Origin of the sequence: Elizabethkingia occulta (genome assembly GCF_002023715.1) — a bacterium.
GTDB classification, from domain to species: Bacteria; Bacteroidota; Bacteroidia; order Flavobacteriales; family Weeksellaceae; genus Elizabethkingia; species Elizabethkingia occulta.
In genome coordinates, this window is record NZ_MAHX01000018.1 from 196686 (window position 1) to 221930 (window position 25245).

Below are 25245 nucleotides of genomic sequence, written 5' to 3' on the forward strand. Positions count from 1 at the left end.
TTATTCGTAGTTATTTCAATGATACTACCATTGCTTTTCCTGTATATTTTACCGTTTTATTATAATGTTGAGACAGAGAAATACCTGTTCCGTTCTTCTCATTGACAATATTGATATTAAATATTCTATTGGTTAAAGCTCCGGAATAACGACCTTTTACAGCACCGATATTTAGCTTTCGTTTTTTATCATTCCATGAAAAGTGAATAGTCGTGAACTTGCCATTTTCATAATTATAATTATCTCCTTCATCTTCGTACAATACGAATTGTCCGTTGGCTCCAGGATAAATCCGAAGTTCCATTACCGAATCATCCTTTTCTGCTGTAAATTGTTTAAAATCTCCCAATGGTATAATGGATCCCGCTTTAACATATACAGGAATAATGTCTATCGGGGTTTCTTTTTGCACATATTGCCGTCCTTCAAGATTTTCTCCTGTCCAGAAATCGATCCATCGGCTTCCTTCGGGCAGATAAACACGTCTGATTTTAGTATTACCAAAGTCTGTTTTTCGTTCCTCACTAGTGCTATCTACATACTGGCTTTCCAGTACGGGAGAGATTAATAAAGATTTTCCATAAAGAAACTGATCGTTGATATTATAAGTTAGCTTATCATTTTTAAAATCAGCAAAGAGAGGCCTCATCAATGAAGCATTGCTTGCCATGATATGATAGGAAGCAGAATAAGTGTATGGCAACAAGCGATAACGAAGGTCAATTGCCTTTTTGATGGCATCGTATGCCCATTGCCCTTTTTCACCAAATTGATAAATTTCACGGGGAGTATTTGTACCGTGCAAACGCATTAAAGCGGTAAATGCTCCAAACTGAGTCCAGCGTACTACAAGTTCTCGAAAGGCCGGATCAACGTGGCCTTTGGGATACAGTCTGTTGCTCCAGAATCCTCCGATATCAGCATTCCAATAAGGAATCCCGCTCAAACCTACATTCAGAGCTCCTGAAATCTGGTTTTTCATTACTTGCCATGAGCTTGTAATATCGCCAGACCATACAATGGCCCCGTACCTTTGCTGACCAATATAGCCAGATCGGGTAAGGATAAAGATTCTTTTGCTGGTCCTGGTAGCTCTTTGGTTATCGGCCACACCACCCACAGTATATAGCGGATAGCTGTTGGGTACAGCAACTATAGTATCTGTAGTTTGATTGATTAATGGTTGCAATTTTTTGATAAGGGAAGCATCTGAAAATGTACTAAAATCATATTTTTCAAAGGGTTCAGTAGCATCCAACCACCAGCCATCTATTCCCTTGGCAAAGAGATTTTTGTTCATGTGTTCCCATACTATATTTCGCGCTTTAGGATTAAAAGCGTTATACACCCGTCCTTCTTTCGGAAAGTCGGGAGTAATATTATGATAAATATACCCTCTTTGGTCCAAATCTTTAAAGATACTAGTATTAGGACCAAAGGAAGGCCATACAGAGATGATGATTTTGGCGTTCATTTTGTGTACATCATCTATCATTTTTTTTGGATTGTTGAATGCAGGATTGTTAAATCTGGTAGAATTCCAGTCTTTATTATCCATTCCCCAATATTGCCAGTCCTGGACAATACAATCCAGAGGCACACCTAGTTTGCGGTATTTTTTTACAACATTTACAACTTCTTCCTGACTTTCGTAGCGTTCTTTACTTTGTACAAAACCAAAACTCCATTTAGGCAATAAAGGTGATTTGCCGCTTAAATGCCGGATGCCAGCTACTACTTTATCTGTATTTCCGCCCCAGATAAAAAAATAGTCCACTGCCTTTCCTTTATCCGATAGGAAATACGTCTGATTATTGATGTCCGAAAATAAGCTCGGGCTTTCATTATTCCACAATATGCCATATCCTTTAACAGATTGAAAAACAGGCATAGCAATATCCATATTATTCTGGTAAAGCAACTGTACATTATTACGCTGATTCATTATTCCCTTTTGGTGCTGCCCCAACCCGTATATAGGTTCTTCTTTTTCCAGTACAAAGCCCTGTTTTATCTTGTATTCATCTGTTTTTGCATTTAGCTGGCGGAATAAGGGCAGTATTGTGGGATCTTCACGGATAAGAAGCCGGTTTTTCTGAAGGAAACTTATTTCTCCTGTTTTTTGATGTACCTGTATACAGATACTGTCGGTATAGAAATTTAGCAAATTGCCATTTCCAATTTCTTTTACGGCTATATTTTGTGGTGCGGCAACTATGGAAAAATTGTTATCCGAAATGGATGTTTTACCTAATTTTGTTTTGGTAACCCGGATGATGACAGGGCTGTAGAATTGCAACAATACCGATAGTGAATCAGTTTTTATGTACACTTCCTTTTTATGTTTTGGCTGCTGTGCAGAAGCTGCTCCAAAAAGAATAAATACAAATATTAGAAATAAAAAAAATTGATTATTCATTTTTTCTCTTTTTTTAGTTAAAATCAATATTTATCTATACAGTGATATCTTTCCTTGTAATATAAAATATTTAGTTTACAGTATATTTTTAAGACAAATCTTCCAATGCAACCGATTGCAATTATAAGTCAAATATAAATAATTTCCAAATTAAACTATACACCAAAACACTGATAATCAATAAAAAAATATTATTTATCTTATAGAACTATTCCCAATTAATATTAAGTCGAATTAATTCCAGAAAATTTAACACAATCTAACAATATACATGAAAATATTTTGCATCTTTAGAAATTGTTTATCCTAAAGATAGAAATGCTTAATATGAAAATACAATTCCTATTTCCTTTACTACTGGTGTGCTCAGTTGGTGCTCAACAAAATGCAAAAGCAACATCAGTTCATCAATCCATTCAGTCTGAAACTGATAAAATTTTCAATAAGCTTATTGAAATCCGAAGAGATCTTCATGAAAATCCAGAGCTGGCAGGTCAGGAAATCCGCACCCAAAATGTTTTGGAAAAGTATTTGCTCAATTTAGGATTAGAGGTCCAAAAAGATCTATACGGACACTCATTAGTAGGAATCCTCCGAGGAGGAAAAAAAGGAAAAAAAATAGCATGGCGGGCAGATATGGATGCTCTTTCTGGTGATAATACTGATAAAGTATCTTTTAAATCTAAAAATAAAGGTGCATGGCATGGCTGTGGTCATGATGTTCACATGGCGATCGGACTTGGTATAGCCGAAGTGCTTTCAAAATACAAAAAGGAACTGAAAGGAACCGTTTATTTCATATTCCAACCGGAAGAGGAAACTTTCATTGGAGCAAGAAAAATGATTGATAATGGCTTATTTTCTAAAATAAGTCCTGACGAAATCTATGGACTCCATGTAACAGCACTACCTGTTGGCCAGATTATGACTAAACCTGAAGAAATCTTCGCTTACCAGAGAAGAGTAAAAATTGAACTAAAGAATACACTACCAGATAAAGAAATAAAAGAACTTTCAAAGCAAATATCACTTTCTTTATCCCGTTCGGAAAACAATACTAAACCATGGGAAATACAGCATATATCCGATCCCAAAATAGGGTTGAAGAACCCTAATACCATTTTTAAAAACTACAGGATAATAGACGGAAATTTTACTTCAGGCTCGGATGATAAAGGGTTCTCTGTGAAAACTTATATTTATGAAACAAACTCCGATAAGCTGAATGAAATTATTCCACAGATAAAGCAGGTTTTAGAGACAAACGGCTACAAAGATCAGCTTATTTCTATTTCCTACGTACAGGAAAATCCAACAATTTTCAATGATAAAAGCTTAACCAATCTTGCCTCAGAAACATTAGAAAAGGTTTACGGAAAAACAGCAGTTGTCAGAGACTATGGACAAGTCCCTTATTTCAATGATGATTTCTCCTATTTCCAGCAGAAAAAGCGTGGCGTTTATTTCTTACTAGGCGGCTCAAATTCAGCAAAAAGAATTGTTGCAATGAATCATACTGCCGGTTTCGAAGTCGATGAAGAAAGTATAAGAACTGGTGTTAAAAGCTTTTCATCCCTTATTTATGAAAGGTTAAAATAGTACCCATAATTACACCACTTTTGCCTTCCTGACAACTCTTGCTAATAACGAGGGGAAGAATCTTTTAATATAAACTCCTAGCTTTTCTTTCCCACCGATAACAGCCTGGTATTTTTGCTTAGCTATAGCTTTTAACATCTTTTGAGCAAAAATGTTAACCGGCATTCCGTTAGCACTAGCGTCATCCATTGTATCTTGTGAAGCTCCCGTTCCTGTAACTGCATTGACAGAAATATTGGTTTGTATAAATCCCGGACAGATCATCGTTACTAATATGTTATCATTGTAAAGCTCTGCACGCAAAGCCTCAAAAAAACCATGCAAAGCATGTTTTGCCGCCGCATAACCACTGCGCATAGGTGCGCCAAAAAGTCCCATAAGGCTGGATACAACAACAATTTGGCCGCCTTTATTCTTAATCATGTAAGGAACAACAGCTTTTGTAAGAGCAACAGTACCTATAAAATCTACGTCCATCAGCCGCTTATCTACCTCTATAGAAGTTTCCATGGCAAGTGAGCGCTGCGATAGCCCGGCATTATTAATCAGAATATCAATTCTGCCAAACTTGTCAATAGCTTTTGTTGCTGCAACCGGCATATCTGTATATCTTTCCAGATCAACAGTTATTACTGCATATCTGTCTTTATCCAATCCTGCCTTTTGAGCAATCGCATAAAGCTGCTCTTCCCTTCTTGATGAAAGAATAATCTTTGCACTGCTTATTATTGCAAGTTCTCTTACAAGAGCCTCTCCGATACCAGATGATGCACCTGTAATCCAGATTACTTTATTATTAAAATATGCATTCATGATTCGTTCATTTTTATTGTAATTATAATCCGCCTATATACTTTCCTGCTTTCATTCCGGAGAATATACAGCCTCCAAGGAAAGTACCTTCCAAAGCTCTGTATCCATGCATTCCTCCGCCTCCAAATCCAGCAGCTTCTCCTACTGCATAAAGTCCTTTTAGCACCTCTCCATCACTTCCCAATACCTGAGCATCCAGATTGGTTTCTATTCCGCCCAAAGTTTTACGGGTCAGAATATTAAGGCGAACCGCAATAAGAGGACCATTTTCCGGTGCCAGTATTTTGTGTGGTTTTGCTACACGGCCTAATTTATCTCCTAAATATTTCCGTGTGCTTCTTATGTAATTGATTTGTGTATCTTTTGAGAACTTATTGTCCAACTCCCGATCCCTCTCTTCTATTATCTGTCGGATATTATTATAGTCCAGAAGGTAATCTCCGGAAAGTTCATTCATCTTTTCTACAAGCTCTTCCAAATTGTCGGATACTATAAAGTCCTTACCATGTTCTTTAAAGGCTTCGACAGGAGCAGGTGCTTTTTTACCAAAAATCCGATTCAGAAAAAGACGGTAATCTTTATTTGTAATATCGGGGTTCTGCTCCGATCCTGAAAGTGCAAATTCTTTTTTTATAATCTTCTGAGTCAGAATAAACCAGGAATATCCATAGCCTGTGTTCTGAATATATTTTAGTGTCCCTAATGTATCAAATCCGGGTAAAAAAGGTGCCGGCAAGCGGTTTCCTTTAGCATCAATCCACAGCGATGATGGCCCCGGTAATATTCTTATTCCATGATTAGGCCAGATAGGATTCCAGTTTTGAAGACCTTCTGTATAATGCCACATGCGGTCTCTGTTGATAATATTAACGCCTGCATTTTCTGCAATACCTATCATTTTTCCATCCACATACGCAGGAACTCCACATACCATATTTTCGGGAGCCTTTCCTAGCCTTTCAGGCCAGTTCTTTCTTACCAACTCATGATTGGCACCAATTCCGCCTGATGCTATAACAATATTCTTTGCTTTATATTCAAATACTCCAGTTATATTTCTGTTTGTGGCAACTCCGCTTTCTTTATCATCAGCTTCGAGAATATTGCCTTTAATACCGGTTACGCTATTATCTTCTGTGATTAATTCTGTAACCTGGTGTCTGAATTTCATTTGGAGCAATCCCGCTTTCTGTGCCTCATAAGTTTTCTCTACAAAAGGTTTTGCAACACCTGTTCCTGTTCCCCAGCTAACATGAAACCTGGGTACAGAATTTCCATGACCACTTGCATTGCCATCTCCGCGTTCAGCCCAACCAACCATAAACATAAGTTTGATTCCCATCTTGCTGATGTATTCATATTTATCATGAGATGCAAATTTCAAATAGGCTTCAGCCCATTGTCTTGGCCAATAGTCTTCTTCCCGGTCGAAACCAGCTGTTCCCATCCAATCCTGTTTTGCAAGTTCAAAAGAATCCTTGATTCCCATCCTTCGCTGCTGCGGGGAATTGATCAGGAATAATCCACCAAAAGACCAGAACGCTTGTCCGCCTATATTCTGTTCGGTTTCCTGATCCAACAGCAAAACCTTTTTTCCGGCATTGGTAATTTCCATTGCGGCAACCAATCCTGCCAGTCCACTTCCGATAATGATAGCATCCGGATGAAAATTATTTTCCATTTTAATAGATTATGATTTTGGTGGGCACAATTAAAGCTCTTACTACGAAGAACATAACTATCAAATATAATAAAAAGTATCTGTTTATATTCCAGGAAAAACAGAACTACTCTACTATACATATAAAAATATATAGCCCGTTGATAACGGGCTATATTGTATATTTTGAAATTGTATAAATATTAGTGAAAATGCTTCGGGAAAGCATCTCTGGGCTCTTTTCTAAAAACATTCAGCTTTATCCAGGACTCCAGAAAACCATAACCATAAGAAAACATCTGCACGTAGGTTGTAACTACCGCAAGTGCACCAATAGAAATATTACGTGTAATTATTGTAGCGTGGGCAAAAACTAAAAATGTATAAAGTCCATATAGGCTGAGAATAATTCCGTTATGTTCAAAGAAATAATGAATAATCCCCATACAATAGCCTACTAAGAAAACGCTTGGAAACCAAAAGGTAAGTTTCGTATAATCCGGATGTCTTTGATTAAGAATCGGACGTGCTACTCCAAACTGGTAAACCTGTTTAGAAAATTTCCCCAGATCGGTACGGCGTTTATGATAAACTCCTATATAATCGAAGAAAGCCGTCTGGTATCCTTTTTCCCATAAAGTCATGGACAAATCCGGGTCTTCTCCGATTCTCATCTCAGAAAAACCACCTACTTCCAAAAACACAGCCTTTTTAACTCCCATATTGAAACTACGGGGCTGAAACTTGCTTACCGCTTTTTTATTTCCTCTGATTCCGCCTGTAGTAAATACAGATGTCATGGAATAAGAAATCGCTTTTTGCAGCAGATTAAAGCCTTTATGTGCTTTATCCGCACCACCAAAAGCATCTGTCGGGATTTCTTCGATATTTTTACAAACCTGTTCTATATAATCAGTTTCTACAATAACATCCGAATCCAGGAATACCAGCCACTCTCCTTCTGCACGGTATGCACCATAATTACGGGAAAGACCCGGCCCTGTATTTTCCTTTTTGAAATACCGGATCGTCAGCATTTCCCGGAACATATCAACCGTAGGCTGCAATTCTATTTTGGATCCATCATCTACAATAATTACTTCGAAATCTTTACATGTCTGATGAGACAGGCTATTAAGAAGCTCAAAAAGCTCATCTTTTCGGTTAAATATTGCAACAACAATGGATATCTTCATATTTTATTTAGTTTACATACTCAGTTATCAGCTACAAACTCTCAGTCGGAGGTATATAGCCAAACACCTGAAAAATATACTTATGCTTCTACTATTTTGTGGATTTTTTTGGTTCCTTCATACATTTCATATTGGAGGAAGCGGCACTCCAGTTTTCCGTTGAACAGTTTTATTTTTCGGGACGGACGAAGACCTATTTTTTTCACAGCTTCCAGGTCTGCTGAAATCATCCATGCTAAAGTGTTAGGATAATTCGTTTTGAATGTATCTCCTATTTTTTTATAGAAATCTTCATCAGAAATACTCAGACGTTCGTCATAAGGAGGATTAAACACCATTAACAATGGGAACATATCCTTTTCTGAATCAAAGAAGTTTTTCTTTTTTACAGTAATAATATCATCCATTTCTGCTTCTTTGATATTTTTCCAGGCAACATCCAATGCATCTTCATTTATATCATAACCTACAATCTTACCTTCAAAAGCTTTTACCCGGTTAACTCTGAATTCTTTTATTTTTTCGAATAGCTCTGCATCGTAGTTCTTCCAATTCATAAAACCGAATTCTTTTCTGAAGATCTGCGCTGGTAGATCCATTGCTACCATTCCGGCTTCTATAAGAAGAGTTCCCGATCCACACATTGGATCCAGGAAGTTTCCTTTTCCATCCCAGCCTGCAAGCTGTAGCATTCCTGCAGCCAATACTTCATTGATAGGAGCTGTTGTCTGCTCTTTTCTGTAACCACGCTTAAATAGTGGGGCTCCGCTACTATCCATAGAAATAGTAACTAATTCACGATCGATATGGAGGTGGAATTTGATATCCGGATTTTTTGTATCGATAGACGGACGCTTTCTGTGATTTGCCACAAAATAATCGACAATAGCATCTTTCATCTTCAGCGTCATAAACTGAGAGTGACTGTAGCGTTCAGAATATACAGTTGCATCTATGGCAAAAGTCTGGTCAGCATCCATATATTCATCCCATGGAAACTTAAATAGTTTATCGTAATATTTACTTTCATTAAATGCTTTAAATGTAAGTACCGGGACCAAAATTTTGAGTGCTGTACGCAGGGAATAATTAATCTTATATAAAAATCCTAAATCTCCTGCACAGTTTACTGCGCGGTTTTTAACCTCTACATTTTTTCCGCCTAATTTTTTAATTTCCTCTGCCAAAACATTTTCCAGTCCAAAAAATGTTTTCACCTGTATTTCCAGATCCCCTGTTTGCATAATATTGTAAGTATTTTGCAAAAATAGACATTTTAAACCGGCTATTTTTCTTTTTCCTTACAATTCGGACAATAACCCGATACAAATGCATTAACTCCGGCGATATGATAATCTTTCGGAAGATTTACACTAATCTCTTCCGTCATGCATTTTACCTTCTTGCATTTCATACAACGGAAATGAAAATGATTGTGATCTTTTCCATCACAAGGTTTACACAATGCAAAATATTGTTTTCCTTCATCACTTATAATTCGGTGTACAATTCCGTCCTCACAAAAGCTATTTAAAATCCTATAAATAGTAGCCCTATCTACAGTTTCCTGCAGGCGATTCTGAAACTCTTCATGACACAGTGCGCAAGGTTCCGATTCCAGAATATCCAAAACCAGCTGCTTCGATTTTGTATTTCTTTTTCCCATGAATAAAAATTAATGCGACAATGTTGCAATATTAGCGATTTTTTTTAATAAATTTGCATACTATTAAAAATTAAAACAGAATGGATTGGTTCGAAAGTTGGTTCAATACCCCGTATTATCATATTTTATATAAAGACAGGGACTTTGTTGAAGCCGAAAATTTCATTGATAAGCTGCTGGCAGAAATCAAATTACCACAACATTCTACGATTATAGACCTGGCATGTGGCCATGGAAGACACTCTGTATATCTTAATCAAAAAGGTTATAATGTATTGGGCCTCGATTTATCCGAAGCCAGTATAAGTTTCGATAAACAATTCGAAAACGAAACACTAAGCTTCCGTGTACATGACATGAGAAATCCTATTCAGGGTGAGAAAGTAGATGCTGTGATGAATCTCTTTACAAGTTTTGGGTATTTTGACCAGGACGATGATGATGAAAAGGTTTTCGAATCTGTAGCGCAGGCATTAAAACCTGGTGGATTATTTGTCCTGGATTTCCTGAATGCAGATTATGTAAAGCATACTCTGGTCTCTGAATCATTAACGGTAAAAGATAATATCTCTTTCAGTATTCACAAAAAGATTGATAACAACAGAGTTATAAAGGACATCCGTTTTAGTGACAATGGTCAGGATTTCCATTATGAAGAGAAAGTAAAGCTTCACTCCTTTGAAAAATTAAAATCGCTGGCAGAAAAACATCAGCTTTCTTATGTTATCAGGTGGGGAGATTATCAGCTAGGGACATTATCCGAAAATTCACCGCGTTGTATTATATTATTCCAGAAAAAATAAATGGTTTATTTACTTCTTATACTCAGCGTCCTTTCAGGTATTACCTTAGGATTTTATTTCGGCAGACAGCAGAAGTTTGCCAAAAGATTGCTCATACTAAGTGCCGGCTTTTTGCTCAGCATGACAGTTATGGAAGTATTTCCGGTTGTATTTCAGACTCCTTCACACAATATAGGGATGTGGATTCTGGGTGGTGTAATCCTGCAATTAATACTGGAAAGCCTTACCAAAGGTTTTGAGCACGGCCATTTTCATCACCATGAAGAAGAGAAACAAATCTTCCCGATGGCGCTTATTGCCGGAATGTTCATCCATGCTTTTATAGAAGGGATACCTTTAAGCAAAATGCCGCATACGATAACACCTTATTTGCAGGGAATACTGGTACATAATATTCCTATATCTTTTGTGATGGGAGCCTTTCTGCTTAACGGCAGTTATAACAAAAAAATCGCATGGACAGTAATCGGATTATTTGCATTAGCATCACCGCTCGGAATGCTTCTGGGTCAATATTTTAGTCCGGATTATCAAATCTATATCTTAGCAATAGTAAGTGGTATTTTCCTTCATATATCATCTGTTATTATTTTTGAAGGCAATAAAAACCACAAACTGGATTTGGAAAAAATAGCATTAGTACTATTGGGAATAGGCATTGCTTACGTAGGGCATCTTTTCCATCACCACTAGATTTATAGACTTTATTACGGTTTTATAAAAAAATCCTGCAAAATAATTTTGCAGGATTTTTTTATATAGTAAAGATTTTATTAAAATCTGTATCCTAATGTGATAAAGATATTGTTTTGCTGGTTCTTCACTGCAGAAACTATTGATGCATCAAGATTTGTTCCACCGCTTACAACACTCTTATCTAATGTTGCATAACTTCCACCAAGGAATGGATTATTGTAATCATATTTCACGTTCTGATATGCCGCATCGATATAGAACGAACGGAAATCATAACCAATCCCTAAACCTAATGTATTTCTTTTACCTACATATAAGTTATTAAAAGATTCTTTACTACCACTAGTAGTCAAAAGAGATCCTTTATCAAACGGATTATTTGCAAAAGCATAACCTGCTCTCAAACGTAATCCCTCAAATCTATATTCAGCTCCAACTTTAAATTCAGATAGGCTTTTAGAAGAATCACTAAAGAAATTATTCAACTGATCGTTTACTGAACTAGATGTTGTGTATTTAGGCTTAGAGATTCCTATTGTATAATCTACGTTAAATGCAAAATCCTTAGATGGAATTAATGCTGCACTGAAAGTAGCTTTTGCCGGAGATCGGAAATCTCTACGCTCATTATAGATATCAACTGACGTGATAGGTCCGTTATCTTGAGAAACAGAATATTGTGTATAGGCTCTATCTATATTCCACCATGTCGGCGATTCTAAAGATGCTCCTAAACGGAATTCATTTGTAATTTTCCCAATAATCCCGGCAGAAATAGAGAATCCACTTGAAGATTCAGTATATGGTGAAAACTGTTTATCATATACAACACTAGATTTATCTGAAGCAAAAACTCCTCGGAAAGAATCACCCTGATCAAGATCCGCAGTATGGAAATTAAGCCCCATACCTACATAGATTTTGTTGTTATAGTTACCACCTACTGTAAGGTTGGTTTTTGTTAAATGACCTGTTCTGTTATATCCATGACCATCATACATTTCACTATCAGTGAATTGTTGTCCTTGTCTCATTCTTTGTACGCTCCTTGAAATACTTTGATCTCCTGGTGTTTCTACATAATCATCCAAATTCTGATTTATATAGCTCATCCCAATATTTACAAACTTCCAGTTGCTTCCGGAAAGAGGAAATGATAACACTCCACCTAACTGATTAAGATTTGTATTATTTTTCTTATATGAAAGACTCGAATTATTTAATGTTGATGTATTTTTATAAGAATTGATACCTAGTGTTCCCTGAAAATCACCCGTAATATATACTCCAATACCTGCAGGGTTAACACTAACGGCAGAAACATCTCCACCTATAGCTCCCATAGATCCGGCCATACCCATATATTTAGCAGTTCCTTGTGTCATATTGTTACCATAAACAGTAGCTGCATTCCGAATTTCCGAAACATCCTGAGCGTGCAGAAACAATGCCGCAGGAAGGCTCATTAACAAAACTATTTTTTTATGCATCTTTATTTTCTTTAACTATTTTAATATTATACTATATCCGTAATATTTGATAAGACTGCGGGATTATCTTCTTCCCCCAGATCTGAAGCCGCCTCCGCCGCCGCCAGAACTTCCTGCTGATCCTCCGCCAAAGCCACCGCCGCCTCTGCCACCAGTACTGAAGCCATTATTACTTCTAAAACCTGAGTCAGAAGGTCTGTTATTCCAACCTTGTTGAGATTGAGGCATCTGATTTTGTGAACGATCACGGAAGCCAGAATTTCTAAAGCCATTGTTAGAACGATCCTGGTATCCGTTGCCATTATTCCCACGGAAACTTCCATTGCTATAACTACCATTATTATTACGGAAACCATTTCTGCTTCTGTCTATATAATCAGCATCTCTGTTTCTATATCTAGGCGCATAATAGCCGCCACCAGCCCACGGGCGGTAGTAACCTCCCCAATAATGAGGTCTGTATGCATAATAAGGATAACCCCAGAACGGATCGTAGAATCCGCCCATACCCCAGCCATAAGAAGCGCCCCAGCCAAAACCTAGACCACCATAGTATGGTCCATAGAATGGAGATCTCCATCCACCCCAACCATAAGGATAGCCCCAACCGCCATAATAGCTGTTGTTGGTATAATAGGTTTGTGTTCCGGTAAAGTCACCCCAATCGGAATCAGTTTTTTTATTACCCCAGTTCTGGTATTTTGTTTGTTGTTTTTTCTGATTGTACTGGCTTTGTCTTACAATACTGGTATCATAAGATTCATCCTCATCGTCACCATATGAATAATAGCCACCTACCTGATTACCGGCTGTTCTTGTGTCATATTGTGGCACAGTATCTCTACTCGGATCATAATAGGCCCCGTCTGTCTCAGAATATCCGTTCATATAAGCACCGCATGAGGTTAAAAGTCCCAATGCAGACGCTCCCAGCAACACATTGCTTTTCAGCAGTTTGCCCATACCAATTATAGTTTTATTTTTCATGATAATTACAGAGCTTAATTTTATTAATATATTTGCAAAATGAATTGCTAAAATTATACCAAATTATACAAAATCAATGGTATAAAATTACAATTTATTATTTAGATAATTTTTTCTAAAAAAAGTTAAATTAATTGAGATACGCAATATGGCAAAATTAACTTCAAGAGCTGAAGATTATAGCAAGTGGTACAACGAGTTAGTGGTAAAAGCAGATTTAGCAGAAAACTCTGGTGTCAGAGGATGTATGGTTATTAAACCGTACGGTTATGCAATCTGGGAAAAAATGAGAGATGAGATGGACAGAATGTTCAAAGAAACAGGCCATCAGAATGCTTACTTCCCCATTTTCGTGCCCAAAAGCTTGTTTGAAGCTGAAGAAAAAAATGCAGAAGGCTTTGCCAAAGAGTGTGCAGTAGTTACCCACTACAGATTAAAAAGCGATCCTAATAATCCGGGAAAACTAATTGTAGATCCTGAGGCTAAGCTTGAAGAAGAACTTATTGTAAGACCAACTTCTGAAGCTATCATCTGGAATACCTATAAGAACTGGATTCAGTCTTACAGAGATTTACCTATACTAATTAACCAATGGGCAAATGTTGTTCGTTGGGAAATGAGAACTCGTTTGTTCCTAAGAACAGCTGAATTCTTGTGGCAAGAGGGGCATACTGCTCACGCTACAAAAGATGAAGCTGTTGAAGAAACAGAAAAAATGCTTGGCGTGTATGCAGACTTTGCAGAAAGATTTATGGCTATCCCGGTTGTACAAGGTTACAAAACGGAGAGTGAAAGATTCGCCGGTGCTGATGAAACTTACTGTATCGAAGCAATGATGCAGGATGGAAAAGCATTACAAGCGGGTACATCTCACTTCCTGGGACAAAACTTTGCAAAAGCATTTGATGTAAAGTTCACAAACAGAGAAGGAAAACAAGAGTTTGCATGGGCTACTTCATGGGGAACTTCTACCCGTCTTATGGGAGCGTTAATTATGACACACTCCGATGACAACGGATTAGTACTTCCTCCTAGCTTAGCTCCAATTCCGGTTGTTATTGTTCCTATCCACAGAACGGATGAGCAGTTGGCACAAATCGGAGATGTTGCAGATGATATCATTGCTAAATTAAAAGCAAAAGGAATCTATGTGAAATATGATGACAGAAACGAATACAAACCAGGTTGGAAATTTGCCGAGTACGAACTAAAAGGTGTACCAGTAAGAGTGGCAATTGGTCCTAAAGATCTGGAAAACCAGACTGTGGAAGTAGCACGTCGCGATACTCTAACTAAGGAAATTGCTCCGATTGAAGGTTTAGATCAGTATATTACAGATTTGCTTCAGACAATCCAACAGGATATTTTCAACAAAGCAAAATCTTTCAGAGACGAACATATTACCAAAGTAGATACCTATGAAGAATTCAAAAAGGTATTAGAAGAAAAAGGAGGATTTATCTCTGCACACTGGGACGGAACTCCGGAAGAAGAGGAGCAGATTAAAGACGAAACTAAAGCTACCATCAGATGTATTCCTTTGGATGCAAAAGAGGAAGACGGAGTTTCCCTTATCACCGGTAAGCCATCTAAAAGAAGAGTATTATTTGCAAAAGCATATTAATAAAATTCTATAAATATCATAAAAAAGACACTTCTCTTCAGAAGTGTCTTTTTTTATAAATTATAAGCTGATCTGCTAAAGCAAAGAACAGTATACAGTACGCCTTCACAATAAAAGTGAGATGAAAAAAACTTATTTTTAATTCACGATTCTATATTAAAATATTCTTAAAGTTTCATTTTCAGCAATTTAATTGAAAAAAAATTACTTATTTTTGATATATTAACTTTTAAACTAAACTATTATGTCTGTAAACATTATTGATCTTGTAAAAAATTATCTTTCACCTGGCGTAGTATCCCAGACAGCTACTCAGCTTGGAGAAAGCGAATCCGGAGTATCTAAAGCAATCAGTGCTTTTCTTCCGGTACTAGTTGGTGGTATTGCCGATAAAGCAGGGAGTACTCCCGGACTATTAGACCAACTAAAGGGACTGGCTTCCAGCGGAATTCTTTCCAGCTTAGGATCTGGATCCGGCAGTGGCAATTCTGTAGTATCTGGTATTGTATCTTCTATTTTTGGAGATAAAATCGGCGGTATTCTTTCTTCAGTATCAAGTTTTGCCGGTATCAAAGAATCGTCTGCACAGTCTCTTTTAGGACTGACATCTGATGCAACTTTAGGTACTATTGGCAAGTATGCTGCAGATAACAATCTTGATGAATCCGGATTTACAAACCTTCTTTCAGGCCAAAAAAGCTGGATTTCTTCTTTATTACCAGCAGGACTTTCATTAGGTGCCTTAGGTTTAGGTGGTGTTTTCAGCGGACTTGGAGAGAAAGCTGAAGATGTAAAGGAGGCTGTTACTGAAAAAATTGAAGACATTAAAAATGTATTTACAGGAAATGAAGAAACTCCTGAAGTTACCAGATCCGGAAATACATATACTCCGCCGCCTGCAGGAAATAACGGTGGTGGTGGTTCAGTATGGAAATGGTTGTTGCCATTGATTCTTTTAGGACTAATAGGCTGGTTCCTGTGGAAGCAGTGTAAAGCAAAAGAAAGCTCTACAACAACAGTTACAACTACGGAAAGTACTTCTTCAGGTACTACACCTCAGGATAGTGCAAAAACAAGCACAACAACGACCACTAAAGAAACGACTACAATTGATGTAAAAGGAGCTTCTCTTCAAGGCTTTAAAGGTGGTATGGAAGAAAGTATGGTTAACTTCCTGAACTCCGGAAAATATGCTACTACTGATGACGAAGCGCTAAAAACGACATGGTATAACTTCGATAATGTTAATTTTGTAATTGGTAAAGCTGATCAACTTGAGGCTGGTTCTGAGGGACAAATCCAAAATATAGCAACCATCCTGAAAGCGTTCCCTGATGCTAAAATTAAAATCGGAGGTTACACAGATAAAACAGGAAATGAGGCTAACAACCTGAAACTATCTCAGGACAGAGCTAACTTCATCAAAGCTGAGCTAACAAAATTAGGTGTTGGCGGACAAATCCTTGAAGCAAAAGGCTACGGAAGCGAGCACGCTACAGTTGCTGCAACTGCATCTAACGAAGAAAGAGCTGTTGACAGAAAAATGGCTGTGAGATTTGCAAAATAATCATCTCATTTACAATACTTAACCGCTCATGATGAGCGGTTTTTTTATGTTCAATTCTTTGTTTTTAGATTATTTTAGTAATTTTGTTAGATTAAACTAACTTTCCATTTTTAATGACAGATAAATCTCTTCACGAAATACACGAAACAATTGATACCAAAAAACTTACCGGATGGAGACGGATTCTTAGTTTTTTCGGCCCTGCACTTTTAGTTAGTATTGGCTATATGGACCCTGGTAACTGGGCAACAGACCTGGAAGCTGGTTCCAGATTTGGCTACAAACTATTATTTGTGCTTCTGCTTTCTAATCTTATGGCCCTGGTATTACAAAGTCTTTCAGCAAGGCTGGGTATTGTAAAGAGAAAGGACTTAGCACAGATTAATAAAACAATATATCCCCGAAAACTTAATTTCATTCTTTATATTCTGGCAGAAATAGCCATTATTGCAACTGATCTGGCAGAAGTACTCGGGATGGCGCTCGGTCTGAAACTCTTGTTCGGGATAGATCTTATCTGGGGAGTACTTATTACTTTTGTTGACACTTTATTAATACTGTATCTGCAAAAATTGGGTGTAAGAAAAATTGAAAGTTTTATCCTTGGACTCATCTTCATTATTGCCGGCGCATTTGTTTTTCAACTTATTCTTTCGCAACCGGATATAGCCAGCATTACCGGGGGATTGGTTCCCAAGAAGCTAAGTACTGAAGAGCTTTACATATCCATAGGGATTATTGGTGCTACAGTAATGCCACACAACTTGTACCTTCACTCTTCCCTTGTGCAGTCCCGTAAAATAAATGATGATGAAAAAAGCATTAAAGAATCGCTGAAATACAATTTCTGGGACTCTGCAATCTCATTGAACTTTGCCTTCTTTGTGAATGCAGCAATTCTTATTCTGGCTGCCAGCACATTTCATAATTCAGGAAATCAGGAACTCAACTCCATTACTGATGCTTACAAAATGTTGGCTCCAGTTCTGAATAATAATTTTGCACCAATTGCATTTGCTGTTGCACTAATTGCTGCCGGACAGTCCTCTACCGTTACAGGAACCCTGGCAGGGCAGATTGTTATGGAAGGTTATCTGAATATTAAAATCAACCCATTTATTCGTCAGCTAATTACCAGATTACTGGCTATTATTCCATCAATATTGGTAATCATTCTCTATGGAGATGACAAATCGGAATCACTATTGGTTTTCTCCCAGGTAATATTGAGCTTACAACTAAGCTTTGCCATTATACCTCTTATCTTTAGTGTAAGCTCTGAAAAGATTATGAAGAACTTCAGAATCGGCCTACCACTAAGGATTACATCCTGGGGAATAGCGATACTCATATGCGGACTTAATCTGTTTTGGCTGGTATCCTATACTTTCGAAGGCTTCAGCAATCTTTCTTTTGGTATAAAACTATTGCATATTCTCGGAATTGTGGCATTTATCACGCTTCTGTTTTATACATGTTATTATCCTCTTAAAAAGGAAAAATCTGCCTAAATGTCCTAAAATATATTTTGGCGTTATCTTTGCGAAAATGACTTTAAAATATATCAGTAATGGACGAAAATAAGGAAATACAGGCAGAAGAGACTACGCCAAATGAAAATATAGAGAACAACGATACTACATCAGCTGAAAATTTGTCAGCAACTCCGTCAGTTGAAGACCAATTGGCAGAAGAAAAAGATCGTTATATCCGCCTTTATGCTGAGTTCGAAAATTATAAAAAAAGAACCAGCAAAGAGAAGATGGACTTTTTCAAATATGCTAATCAGGATCTTATGGTTTCTATGCTTGCTGTTTTAGACGATTTTGAAAGAGCTATAAAGGAGATTTCTAAAAATGGCAATCCTGAAGACCTTAAAGGTATAGAACTTATTTACCAGAAATTTAAAGGTAAATTAACTGAAAAAGGTCTTATTACTATTGAGGTACAGGCAGGTGATAGCTTTGATGTAGACAAGCACGAAGCTATTACACAAATTCCTGCTCCTTCAGACGATTTAAAAGGCAAAATCGTAGATGTTATAGAGACTGGTTATATGCTTCATGATAAAGTAATTCGTTTCGCGAAAGTAGTAGTAGGAGCATAATTCCAATATAATTCTGAAGTAAGAAAATGGCAAAAAGAGATTACTATGAGGTATTAGGCATTAGCAAATCTGCTTCTGCTGATGAGATCAAGAAGGCTTACCGTAAAATGGCTATAAAATTTCACCCGGATAAAAATCCTGGTGATAAAGAGGCTGAAGAAAACTTTAAGGAGGCTGCTGAAGCCTACGAAGTTCTAAGCGATGATAATAAACGTGCCCGTTATGATCAGTATGGTCATGCTGGTGTTGGCGGAGCGGCTGGCGGCGGCTTTGGCGGTGGAATGAATATGGATGATATTTTCAGTCAGTTTGGAGATATATTCGGTGGACATTTTGGCGGCTTTGGCGGTTTCGGTGGTGGTGGACGTCAGCAGGTAAAAGGAAGCAACCTCAGAGTAAGAATAAAATTAAACCTTGACGAAATGGTAAATGGTACAACCAAGACCATCAAGGTAAAGAAAATGAAATTGGCACCCGGAGTAACTTCCAAAACCTGCCCAACATGTCAGGGAAGCGGTGTACAAATGAAAGTAATGAATACGATGTTCGGACAAATGCAGACACAGACAACCTGTGGAACTTGTAACGGACTAGGGAAAGTTGCAGACAAAATTCCTTCAGGAGCTAACGAGCATGGTCTTATAAAAGATGATGAGGAAATAAGTATAAACATCCCGGCAGGAGCAAGAGATGGTATCCAGCTAAATGTTCGCGGAAAGGGTAATGATGCACCATTTGGTGGTACACCTGGGGATCTTTTGGTTGTTATTGAAGAGGAAGAAGATAATACTATAAAACGTGAAGGTGACAATCTGCACCAGGAATTGTATATATCCTTTGCTGAAGCTGCACTTGGAACTTCAAAAGAAATCCCGACAGTTGGAGGTAAGGTAAAAGTAAAAATCGATGCAGGAACACAATCCGGAAAGATTCTTCGTTTAGCTAACAAAGGACTGCCAAGTATTGACAGTTACGGAAAAGGTGATATGTTTGTTCATATTAATGTGTGGACACCTCAGAAGTTATCTAAGGAACAAAAAGAGTTTTTCGAAGACCAGATGGAATCGGATGAAATGATTCCAAAACCAACAGGAAAGGAAAAAACTTTCTTCGAAAAAGTAAAAGACTTATTTAATTAAGTATACATAAATCAACTTTATAAGAACCTGCTTTTTAGCAGGTTTTTTTGTTGCCTAACCTATCCCTTATAGCATTTAGGTTTCAAATACATCTTAAAAAGAAGTAGCAAGAATAGGCAGTCTGATTTTTCATATTATTGATTATCCTGATTAACAATCTTTTTATAAAGCCTGAAATGTTAAACTTATCTAAATATTAATGCGACATTATTGCATTTAAATATAAAGAACTTATATTCGCAATAAAGTTGCATTTAAGAAAAGTAAATTTAATCTAACACTAAAAACTAATACGTTATGATGCTGCCGCAAGTTCTGAAGAATTCTTCTTACCTCGACTATCGCAACGAAGAGGTTCTCTTTCATTTTTCCTGTATATACAATCTTCCTGAGAGCGAAATAGAAGAGCTTTTTCAGGAAACCAAAAAATATATTGCAATCTGTACCCAGCCGGGAATATATATTAATAATGACATGCTGATTATAGAAGAGATGTGGCGAAGCTTTATTTTGTTCACTTCCGTTTATAGTGAATTTTGTCAACGTTTTTTCTCTCGCTTCATTCATCACACACCAATTCTTAAAAGGAATAAAAGGATTGATCCGGAACCAAATACAGATTTCTCGGATAAAGAGAAAGAATTACTTATTAATACGGTTTATGTGCTGTGTGGTGAGAAAACAGTTTCGAAATGGTTTAAGGAATACCCTGAGAAATACACCAAAGAATATATAAAATCTATACAGAAATAGAACTATAGATATTTTACTTAGGTAAGCAACGCAACCTTTTTCTGGTTTTTACATCTTATTTAAGACAGGGACAGTCCCATGCACGAACTCATTAAATAATTTTGATATGACACCAGATAAACAAAATATTTTAAAAGTACTGGCCTTTTTAATGATCTATAACACGGTGAAAATTTGCCACAAAATTTTCAACCTGCAACCTAAATCATGTGAATAAATTATAACGAATTTCAAGTATTTCTCTATCTCTCTTTAATAATATTTTCATTAATTTAATATATTAAAACCACTGATATTCAAGCCAAAAATTAAAAAGACCTTAAATACTATCAAAAAAGTATAATTTTATTTCAATGATGCATTTTTATTTCAAAAAAAGAAATATATTTGCATCATAATTATCAAGAACTTCAAAAGAAGTAGCAACCTGCAACAACAAGCAAGGTGCTGAAATAGATAAGCCGATATTTCGGAAAAAATGTTGTATTCTATTTTCATTTTGTTGAGTTCTTGTGTTAAATGAAACACATTAATGAAATATCAAAAAAGAAATCTTCGATTAATTATTCCGTTTACCGAGTTAATACTTTTAGGAGCTTTTATAGCACCCTACTATTCTTGTATTTTCTTCACACCAGTTACCTTACTTTTAAGCGCTATTACTATTCTTAGATTAATTAAAGAAAAAGGGATGATGCACAGTATGTGCTGTTGCTATTAAATCCAAAGCTACATATCATCACTACAGGAAACCTATTCTGTTTCTCATGACGGTATCCCCATAAAGCCTGATTTCATATATGCTGGCTTTCATTACAATTAATCATCAATAAAAAAACGGCTCTGAAATACCGGAGAGTTATTAACTATTATCAACTTTATGAAACGACTATTACATAAAACTATTATTACTTCATTAACTTCTGTATCTGCTATTTACTTTGCACAGGATAGTTTACAAAAAGCTAAAACATTAAACGAGGTTGTGCTCCTCGGAACCCGGAGTTCCAGCCGTACAGTTGTAAATTCTCCAGTACCTGTAGATATCATTGAACTATCTAAAACGCTGAAAGAAGTACCACAAAATTCAGTATCCAGTACGCTTAATTTTATTGTCCCTTCATTTACCTCTACCTCTCATACTGTAAATGATGGAACCGATTTCGTAGATCCTGCACAAATTCGTGGATTAGGCCCGGATCAGGTACTTGTTCTTCTTAATGGAAAAAGAAGACATCAGTCGTCTCTGGTCAATGTTACCCTAACCCCCGGAAGAGGATCTGTAGGTACCGACCTGAATGCAATCCCTGCTTTTGCTTTAGAAAGGATTGAAGTACTTAGAGATGGAGCTTCTGCACAATATGGTTCCGATGCAATAGCAGGCGTTATAAACCTCGAACTGAAAAAGCGATTGGGCTTTTCGGGACAAGTATATCTTGGAGGTTATACATCCTCTGTTGCCAATAATCATACTGGTGGTGTGGATGGTGAGAATATAGGCTTAGACCTTAACTATGGTACCAAAATTGGCAAAAAGGGCTTTATCAATTTCACCTCATCTTTACAATACCGTGATCCTTATTCAAGAGCAGGCGAGCAGCAAGCAGACCTTTTTAATGGATACAACGCTATATCCTATCGCGCTGCACAGGACAATATCAACATAGATGGTCTGTACAAAAACATCAACAATACACCGGATACAAACCAGATTATTAATTATATACACCAGTACAGCAATAAGGTCAATTATTTCTCTGCAGGAGAGAAACAAGCGATTCAAAATGCTAACAGTATATCTGCCCTTCAGCAATTGCTATCCAAAGATTACACTACTCAGGAACTCGCTTATCGTGGTCTTGAACGCAGTGACTTTAACATGAGAATCGGACAATCCCGATTAAGAAGTGCTCAGCTTTATTTTAATACAGAAGTCCCAATCAATGATCAATGGAAAATCTTCTCTTTTGGTGGCTACAGTCTGAGGAATGGTAATGCAGGTGGCTTTTATCGCTTTCCTAACAATCCGAGAGCAGTTACAAGCCTTTACCCAAATGGGTTCCTGCCTCAAATAGAATCTACTATTTATGACTATTCTCTTGCAGCAGGAATAAAAGGTAAATGGAATGACTGGAATATTAATCTGAGCAATACTTTTGGTCAAAACAATTTTAAATTTGGCGTTGCTAATACACTTAATGCTTCGCTATTGCAAAACTCCCCAACTTATTTTGAAGCAGGAAGTCTTGGCTTTCTTCAAAATACATTAAATCTGGATTTTCAGAAAAAATTTGATGTGTTAAAAGGATTAAACTTAGCCTTCGGGGGTGAGTATCGACACGAGAAATACAGCATCACTCCGGGAAAAGCAAATTCGTATCAACAATATGATATATTTGGAAACCCGGTTACTGAAAAAACAGCCACAAAAGATATTCCTACAGATTTTTTTGGTAATGCACGTCCCGGCGGCGCACAGGTATTCCCGGGATACCGCCCCGAAAATGAAGTTTCCAAAGGAAGAAACAGTGTAGCGGCTTATCTGGACGCAGAGCTGGAAGCAACAGATTGGCTTTTCCTGGAAGGAGCACTTCGCTATGAAAACTATACAGACTTTGGCTCAACATTCAATTACAAACTCGCTTCCAATATCCGAATTTCTCCAACGGTTAATTGGCGCTTTGCCGGATCTACAGGATTCCGCGCTCCATCTCTGGCACAGTTATATTACAGCTCCACTTCTACTCTTATTAATGGTGGAAAAACGACTCAGGTAGGAACGTTCCGCAATGATTCGGACGCAGCAAGACAATTGGGTATTCCTCAGCTGAAGCAGGAAACTTCTAAATCAGTAAGTACGGGATTCAATTGGAAAATACCTTCTATAAACCTTCTATTTACGGTAGATGCTTATTTTACACGAATTGATAATCGCGTTGTCCTTACGGATTTATTCACGAGACCTCAAGGAAATTTTGCTAACGGAACTCCGGAGAGAAATCTGCAACAGATATTTGATTCCGTAGGAGCAGAAGCTGCAAACTTTTTTGCTAATGCCATCGATACAGAAACCAAAGGAATAGATATAACAGTATCTCAGCGTTCCCGATTTGCCCCCAGAATTTCTTTGGAAAATAATCTGGGGATTAATCTTAATCAAACCAGAAAAGTAGGCGCTATTAAAGCATCCGAGCAACTGCAAAGTCAAATAAACAGCTATTTTTCTGAAGAAAACAGAATATACTTTGAAGAGGCTGTTCCCCGTTTCAAAGCTATTCTTGGTCATAATTTAAAAGTCAACAAATTTAATTTCTATGTACGAAATGCTTACTTTGGCAAGGTTACAGATGCCAATATTGTAGATGCCAATCTGGATGGGATAACAGGGCCTAATGAACACGTAATATTGGGCGGTAAGCTGGTTACAGATCTATCTGCCGGGTATCAATTCAACAAAAATGTTTTGTTAACAGTAGGTGCCAATAATATTTTCAATGTACAGCCTACACAAAATCCCAACATTAATAGTCTTACTGCCGGAAATCAGTTTCTTACTTCCAGACAGGTTTCTCAGTTTGGTATTGGCGGGCGTTATCTGTTTGCCCGCATTAATTTTGATTTTTAGTAAACTCAAAGTTATATCTGGAGTTTAATCTAAACACATATTAATAAAAAAGAGTCTGTCTCCTACATTTGACTTTGCAAACATAAGAGACAGACTCTTTATATATAATATATACTTCTTAGGGTACAGACCTACAGCTTTATAGACCATGTTGCCAAAAAACCGGGCATATATTTCTCAATCAAGAACCTGGGCACTGGCGCAGAAGATTCATGAAAACCTTTAATTAGAAATCCGGATTGTAACTGCCCTTCTATTAACTGGGACAGGCTATGTCCAAAAGTTAAAGCCTCATTCTTTTCTTTCTTAGCTTGCAGAGCCTTTTCATCAATATCCGTAAGGTCTGAGAACGGGATTTTATATCGGGGTTTTATCACTCCTTGCTGCAGATATTCCGGATTACGGTCAGCAACAAACAAAACCGGATTATAAAAACTGCTAAGCAATTTTCCACCAGGCTTTAGCACTCGAAAGCATTCGTTCCACACGGGCTGTACATCCGGAATATACAGATTGGATATTGGATGGAAAATACAATCGAATACTTCATCTTCAAATACACTCAGATTCCGCATATCTCCTTGTATAATTTCCAAATCAAGATGATCACGCTCTGCAACCAAACGATCTTTTTCTAATTGGTTCTCAGAAATATCAAAGACAGTAACTTCAGCACCTGCTGCAGCAAGAACCGATGCCTGCTACCCGCCAGCAGATGCGAGGCACAGAATTTTCATTCCCATTACATTATCCAACCAGCCTTTTGGTAATGGATCATGAGTTAGACGTACCTCCCATTTTCCGGCACGAGCTGCGTTAATAATTACGGAACTTACAGGTCTGAACCATTCGCAGTCCATACTTGATAGCTGATCCCATACTTTTTGATTATGACTTTCATTTAATTTATTGCTATTATTCGCTTTCATTATATAATGTAATTTTAAAATTTGATTTTAATTACTCATAAATGCAAAGCTTAAACAGCAGCGTTATTTTCTGTGAAAACAAGTATATGTAATGGTGAATCCCTGATAAAAAATGTTATACCAAATTCTGAAAAATATTGATTATACTTTCCAATACAGATGCATCAAAAAA

Annotated in this window: 19 protein-coding genes, 1 pseudogene and 1 riboswitch; of the genes and pseudogenes, 10 read left to right on the forward strand and 10 right to left on the reverse strand. The window is 37.1% G+C overall.

What is annotated here, in order from left to right:
- Positions 1-10: 10 nt before the first annotated feature.
- Positions 11-2419: a glycoside hydrolase family 31 protein gene (locus BAZ10_RS14955; protein ID WP_078772845.1), complete on the reverse strand. Its 2409-nt coding sequence runs from the start codon at positions 2417-2419 to the stop codon at positions 11-13.
- Between the two features lie 327 nt (positions 2420-2746).
- Here BAZ10_RS14955 and BAZ10_RS14960 point away from each other — a divergent pair, with 327 nt between their 5' ends.
- Positions 2747-4018 (forward strand): M20 metallopeptidase family protein, encoded by a 1272-nt coding sequence (locus BAZ10_RS14960; protein WP_078772846.1) that lies wholly within the window; start codon positions 2747-2749, stop codon positions 4016-4018.
- A gap of 9 nt (positions 4019-4027) precedes the next feature.
- Here BAZ10_RS14960 and BAZ10_RS14965 read toward each other — a convergent pair whose 3' ends face one another.
- The 5 genes from BAZ10_RS14965 to BAZ10_RS14985 form a co-directional block, all read right to left on the reverse strand.
- Entirely contained in the window at positions 4028-4831 is an 804-nt protein-coding gene (locus BAZ10_RS14965; RefSeq protein ID WP_078772709.1) for an SDR family oxidoreductase, read from the reverse strand.
- A gap of 22 nt (positions 4832-4853) precedes the next feature.
- The gene (locus BAZ10_RS14970; protein ID WP_078772710.1) at positions 4854-6512 is read right to left on the reverse strand and encodes an FAD-binding dehydrogenase; all 1659 of its coding nucleotides are present in this window, start codon (positions 6510-6512) and stop codon (positions 4854-4856) included.
- 182 nt (positions 6513-6694) lie between these two features.
- The gene (locus BAZ10_RS14975; protein WP_078772711.1) at positions 6695-7687 is read right to left on the reverse strand and encodes a glycosyltransferase; all 993 of its coding nucleotides are present in this window, start codon (positions 7685-7687) and stop codon (positions 6695-6697) included.
- An 80-nt stretch (positions 7688-7767) separates the two neighbouring features.
- Positions 7768-8931 (reverse strand): THUMP domain-containing class I SAM-dependent RNA methyltransferase, encoded by a 1164-nt coding sequence (locus BAZ10_RS14980; RefSeq protein ID WP_078772712.1) that lies wholly within the window; start codon positions 8929-8931, stop codon positions 7768-7770.
- 41 nt (positions 8932-8972) lie between these two features.
- Positions 8973-9353 carry a Fur family transcriptional regulator gene (locus BAZ10_RS14985; RefSeq protein ID WP_078772713.1) on the reverse strand — a complete coding sequence of 127 codons (381 nt, stop codon included), beginning with the start codon at positions 9351-9353 and terminating at the stop codon, positions 8973-8975.
- Positions 9354-9433: 80 nt separating this feature from the next.
- Between BAZ10_RS14985 and BAZ10_RS14990 the strand changes: the two genes are divergently transcribed.
- Positions 9434-10156, forward strand: a complete 723-nt coding sequence (locus BAZ10_RS14990) for a class I SAM-dependent methyltransferase (RefSeq protein WP_078772714.1) — start codon at positions 9434-9436, stop codon at positions 10154-10156.
- Positions 10157-10849, forward strand: coding sequence for a ZIP family metal transporter (locus BAZ10_RS14995; RefSeq protein WP_078772715.1), 693 nt, complete (start codon positions 10157-10159; stop codon positions 10847-10849).
- 80 nt (positions 10850-10929) lie between these two features.
- Here the strand turns inward: BAZ10_RS14995 and BAZ10_RS15000 are convergent, their stop codons facing one another.
- Positions 10930-12342, reverse strand: a complete 1413-nt coding sequence (locus BAZ10_RS15000; protein ID WP_245803830.1) for an OmpP1/FadL family transporter — start codon at positions 12340-12342, stop codon at positions 10930-10932.
- A gap of 63 nt (positions 12343-12405) precedes the next feature.
- The gene (locus tag BAZ10_RS15005) at positions 12406-13329 is read right to left on the reverse strand and encodes a vitellogenin ii (RefSeq protein WP_078772717.1); all 924 of its coding nucleotides are present in this window, start codon (positions 13327-13329) and stop codon (positions 12406-12408) included.
- Between the two features lie 148 nt (positions 13330-13477).
- On the opposite strand from BAZ10_RS15005, the gene proS reads away from it, so the two are divergent.
- The 7 genes from proS (at position 13478) to BAZ10_RS15040 (ending at position 24144) form a co-directional block, all read left to right on the forward strand.
- Positions 13478-14953 (forward strand): proline--tRNA ligase, encoded by a 1476-nt coding sequence (gene proS, locus BAZ10_RS15010; protein WP_078772718.1) that lies wholly within the window; start codon positions 13478-13480, stop codon positions 14951-14953.
- Positions 14954-15197: 244 nt separating this feature from the next.
- The gene (locus tag BAZ10_RS15015; protein WP_078772719.1) at positions 15198-16520 is read left to right on the forward strand and encodes an OmpA family protein; all 1323 of its coding nucleotides are present in this window, start codon (positions 15198-15200) and stop codon (positions 16518-16520) included.
- Positions 16521-16633: 113 nt separating this feature from the next.
- The gene (locus tag BAZ10_RS15020) at positions 16634-18031 is read left to right on the forward strand and encodes an Nramp family divalent metal transporter (protein WP_078772720.1); all 1398 of its coding nucleotides are present in this window, start codon (positions 16634-16636) and stop codon (positions 18029-18031) included.
- 59 nt (positions 18032-18090) lie between these two features.
- Positions 18091-18627 (forward strand): nucleotide exchange factor GrpE, encoded by a 537-nt coding sequence (locus BAZ10_RS15025; protein ID WP_078772721.1) that lies wholly within the window; start codon positions 18091-18093, stop codon positions 18625-18627.
- A 26-nt stretch (positions 18628-18653) separates the two neighbouring features.
- Complete coding sequence (gene dnaJ / locus BAZ10_RS15030; protein ID WP_078772722.1) at positions 18654-19766, forward strand: molecular chaperone DnaJ; 1113 nt, start codon at positions 18654-18656, stop codon at positions 19764-19766.
- A 297-nt stretch (positions 19767-20063) separates the two neighbouring features.
- Positions 20064-20519: a glycine-rich domain-containing protein gene (locus tag BAZ10_RS15035; RefSeq protein ID WP_236709566.1), complete on the forward strand. Its 456-nt coding sequence runs from the start codon at positions 20064-20066 to the stop codon at positions 20517-20519.
- Between the two features lie 393 nt (positions 20520-20912).
- Positions 20913-21008: riboswitch (SAM-I-IV-variant riboswitch) on the forward strand.
- Between the two features lie 391 nt (positions 21009-21399).
- A complete protein-coding gene (locus tag BAZ10_RS15040; protein WP_078772723.1) occupies positions 21400-24144 on the forward strand; it encodes a TonB-dependent receptor plug domain-containing protein in 2745 nt (914 codons plus the stop codon).
- A 131-nt stretch (positions 24145-24275) separates the two neighbouring features.
- Here BAZ10_RS15040 and BAZ10_RS15045 read toward each other — a convergent pair.
- Together BAZ10_RS15045 and BAZ10_RS19285 are read right to left on the reverse strand one after the other, a co-directional pair.
- Positions 24276-24830, reverse strand: a pseudogene (locus tag BAZ10_RS15045) (class I SAM-dependent methyltransferase); the annotation flags it as partial.
- A gap of 15 nt (positions 24831-24845) precedes the next feature.
- Positions 24846-25073, reverse strand: coding sequence for a hypothetical protein (locus BAZ10_RS19285; protein WP_245803831.1), 228 nt, complete (start codon positions 25071-25073; stop codon positions 24846-24848).
- Positions 25074-25245 lie beyond the last annotated feature (172 nt).